The following is a 3,872-nucleotide window of genomic DNA, read 5'->3' as shown; positions in this document are numbered from 1 at the left end:
GCGTGGTGGTATCTTTTAAGATACTTAAAGCGTGTGGGTGTTTTTGCCATTTTGGCAGCCTTTTTTTATTGCGTACCGCTCCGTCATCGCTCCGTCGTGTCTCCGTCGTAGGTCCGACGAAACCCCGAAACGCACTTTTCGTTTTTATGACAGTTTGACAGTACATTTTTTAGTTTATTTTAGCATCACTAACTCTGATACAACACGACCTTATTCAAACAAAGTTTGATTAGCTTGGTATACCACACCTTTTATTTTAAATATATCATCTTTAAAGAATCCTTCAACTAATACATCTTTATTGGTATCATATATTTTAAAAGTATTTTTTGAGCCAAATTTAATATACTTAATATGTGATTTATTCAAAGCTGACAAAGTGGTTTTCAGCTTTTCTCTATCTCTAATCTCATATTCGTTACCTCCTTTGCTAACGCCTATAAAATCTACTTTACTCAACTCAATGTTAATAACTGAAGATTGTTCTATTTTATAAGATTTTCCATCATTATTTTTATTCGCACAACTAAGCAAAAGAATCATTATTGACACGCCAAGTAATAAAAAATTCATTCTCATATTAATTCCCTTTTTGTTGTTCTTTAGCTGGGTCGATTACAGCCTCTTTAAATTTAGTATATATAACAGAGCCAGGGTTTCTTAACTCCTTACCTTCCTTTGGATTACCATTAATTCTATCTCTTACATATTTATAAAGAGCATTTGGTGTGGTATAATTTATCCCATAAGATGACTCATTCGCTCCATTATCCTCAATCCACCACTTATACCTGTCTAAAGCTTCAGCAACACCTGCACAAGCCAAGTCAGAACAATTATTTGTAACTGATGTATATTGTTTATTTGATTTCATATGACTTTTAATATCAGCTATAGCTTCCATATCTTCTTGATAACCTGAATAAAGTTTTATAACACCATCCGCAACTTTTCCTTCCGCTCCACTCGGGTCTCCATTTATTAAATCATTCTCTGTTAAATTTTTAAAAACTTGATAATGAGCTATTGGCCCGGTAAAAGCATCTTTTGGCCCGGCAGAACCAATGCCATCTGATACTCCATCTCCATTATTATCAACCCCTGGCCATAAATCATAATAAGTGTACGTACCATCTGCTACCATTCTTGATTTAGTTATAGTCTTGCCATTTACTTTTACTTTATAGTATTCTTTTTTGTAATTAGATACAGCAACAGCTGCGTGTCCATAACCTCCATTACCAATAGCCCAGACTAATAGAATTACATCTCTTCCGTCAGGATCTACTGCGTTTATTGGGTTATTCATTACATAATTGTATGGAGACCAACTTGGGTAACGTTCTGCGTGTGGGTCTACATTCAGCCACAAACTTACTCTCGGGTCGTAATATCTCGCCCCGTAATAATACAATCCTGTCTCGCTATCCAACTCCTTACCATTAAACAAATACGGCATTCTTCTACTCACTTTATGCTCGTCAAATAACACTTCTCCAAACGCCATATATTCCGTATGTTGGTTTACATCGCCATTAGCATCTGTAATATAACTGCTACTGCCGAGGTGGTCAGGGTGATAGTAGTATAAATTCTTTTCCTCCACGCCATTATCCTTAAATCCAAATCCGCCCTCTACCGTTTCGGGTTTCACTGGGTCACCGTATTGCACTGGAGGACCCGGTACATCTCCCGGTTCGTTAAACTTCGGTGGTCTTGGCCACCCTTCAGGTGGCTCTTGGTCTTGGGATATATCGCTCCAGTCAATAGATGGATATTCTACGCCTGTAAAGTCAGGTGTGCCGTATATACCGTGCTGGGTTGGTGGTCCCGGTGGTACATTCAGACCTCTAATGTAACTATCAATCGCCTCTTGTACCTTAGCCGACTGCTTGATATAATCTATCCCACCTGCCATTAGTCCACTTGGCTGATGAAAAGTACCTTCTCCCAGTTTGCTTACTATTCTCGAAGTTCCCTCAAAATAGTGTTTTGTGAATTTTCCTTTGTTTACGACAAAGTATGGATTAACATAAGCCGTGTAATTCTCCGCGTGAACGATAACCGCAGAACTCACCCCATTGATAACGGTCTTCTGACTTTCCGCACTACTTTTTACGGCTCTTTCGCCCGTATGGTCGTAAGTATATAAATGCAACTTACCGTTATCATTTAATCCCTGCAAACGGTTCTCCTCGTCCCATACCATCACTCTAAAATCCTTAAAGCCCTCGTAGCTTATCGGATTACCATTGCCATCGTACTCGTAAGTGCGAGGTTTAGGCGTGGTGGTATCTTTTAAGATACTTAAAGCGTGCGGGTGTTTTTGCCATTTTGACAGTCTTTTTTTATTGCGTACCGCTCCGTCATCGCTCCGTCGTGTCTCCGTCGTAGCTCCGACGAAACCCCAAAATGCATTTCTCCTTTTTATGACAGTTTGACAGTGCATTTTTTAGTTTATTTTAGCATCACTAACTTTGATATACGACCCAACAAAGCCCATGCAGTTTACGCCTATGCTTTTGGTCAATCCAATATTACTTATATCAAACATCCCACATCTTATAAGTGTTTATATCCTTTATAACTTTGTTTAAAAATTCTGATTTGTATTTTAGTTTGATAAAACATTCTATGCCTATCGGTAAATCCTGTTGCTCTATTCCCGAACCTTTTTTTATCCTATAGCCAAAGCCGTCTCCATCTAACTCTATACACTGGTCTAATTCAAATAACTCTTCTTTTGATATTTGGTTAATGTTATCAATACTTGTTGTGAAATATTCTTGTTGAAGGATTATTTTCCCATTTACTAATTTATAAATCTCAAGCCTACCTTTGTGGTATGTCCATACCGTTGAGAAAGTTGCATAAGTAGAAGTTAGATAAAAAACATTTCCATTCTTCTCTAAAAGAGAAGATATTATCTTATCTATCTGCTTATTATTCTTCTGAATATTGTATTTCATTGTTGAACAAGATATACAAAACATTACAATGACTGCCATAATTATTTTTATTGTTGCTTTCATTTCAATTATAGATTTATTTACCTCCCATTGTTTTAAAATCCGCATACTTAACAGTTATCAGGGCTTTATCTTTATTATAAAAAGTAACTGTTCCGCTTCTTACCCCAATAACAAATGTATTACCCTTAAACCCTCTGTTTTCCATTATTGTTTGAAAATTGAAGTCTGCAGGTGATGGATCTGAGTTCCCTAACTGCACCCCTCCAACAGTAGTTTTAGGATGTATGTGCCACCAAAACTCTACATTTGATGCATCTGTGGGGATTTGATTCTGGCCATTTACCATAAAGGCTTTAAGAGAGGCTTTAGCCCCAATAACATCTCCATTTGCGTCTTTTATTTCTTGTGCTGGAGTTCCCTCATCCCAACGAGTAGCATTAGCATCTCCAATATTTGCGTGTCCTCCGTGTTCTTTTTCTGATGTCCTTGTATCATTAACCGAGTTTATCACATCATCCATTACACCTCCTGTCGGGATTTTAAATACATTATTGCTTTCAGCAAGCGAACCTGTATAATTTTCGCCTGCTTTTGTGGCTCTCTTTACATCTCTCTTTACTGAACCTCTTACAAGGTATGATTGTCCATCATCCTTCCCATCATCTCCAATTAGTTTAATTCTACCCCAAAAGTTTTTACCATATATAGGGTCTCTTCCATCGGGGTCTATCATATTGATAGGATTGTTCAGTGTATAATTGTACGGGGACCAACTCGGATATTTCTCCGCTAAAGGGTCTACATTCAACCACAACTACTCAACTTTTTCCTTGCGCGAGTTTGGACTATTTCAAAAAACTTCTGCTTTTCAGCCTCGCATCGGAACTTTTCCGAACTTGA

Annotated in this window: 4 protein-coding genes; all 4 read right to left on the bottom strand. The window is 37.7% G+C overall.

The annotated features are described in order from the left end of the window. Window positions 1–210 precede the first annotated feature (210 nt). Window positions 211–579, bottom strand: a complete 369-nt coding sequence (locus tag VQ048_RS08755) for a hypothetical protein (RefSeq protein WP_327611310.1) — start codon at window positions 577–579, stop codon at window positions 211–213. Between the two features lies 1 nt (window position 580). Further along, window positions 581–2,449, bottom strand: a complete 1,869-nt coding sequence (locus tag VQ048_RS08750; protein ID WP_327611309.1) for an RHS repeat domain-containing protein — start codon at window positions 2,447–2,449, stop codon at window positions 581–583. Between the two features lie 97 nt (window positions 2,450–2,546). Next, a complete protein-coding gene (locus VQ048_RS08745; protein WP_327611308.1) occupies window positions 2,547–3,032 on the bottom strand; it encodes a hypothetical protein in 486 nt (161 codons plus the stop codon). 13 nt (window positions 3,033–3,045) lie between these two features. After that, complete coding sequence (locus VQ048_RS08740) at window positions 3,046–3,705, bottom strand: hypothetical protein (RefSeq protein WP_327611307.1); 660 nt, start codon at window positions 3,703–3,705, stop codon at window positions 3,046–3,048. Window positions 3,706–3,872: the final 167 nt, after the last annotated feature.

Origin of the sequence: Bergeyella anatis, from assembly GCF_036016955.1 — a bacterium.
Classification (GTDB): Bacteria; Bacteroidota; Bacteroidia; order Flavobacteriales; family Weeksellaceae; genus JAYWXI01.
The sequence above is the reverse complement of the archived record's forward strand: the minus strand, read 5'-3'. Positions and strand labels throughout refer to the sequence as shown.

Coding starts and splice junctions, on each gene's coding strand:
- VQ048_RS08755 (WP_327611310.1), bottom strand. CDS start 579: ATGAGAATGAATTTTTTATTACTTGGCGTGTCAATAATGATTCTTTTG.
- VQ048_RS08750 (WP_327611309.1), bottom strand. CDS start 2,449: ATGCACTGTCAAACTGTCATAAAAAGGAGAAATGCATTTTGGGGTTTC.
- VQ048_RS08740 (WP_327611307.1), bottom strand. CDS start 3,705: ATGATAGACCCCGATGGAAGAGACCCTATATATGGTAAAAACTTTTGG.
- VQ048_RS08745 (WP_327611308.1), bottom strand. CDS start 3,032: ATGAAAGCAACAATAAAAATAATTATGGCAGTCATTGTAATGTTTTGT.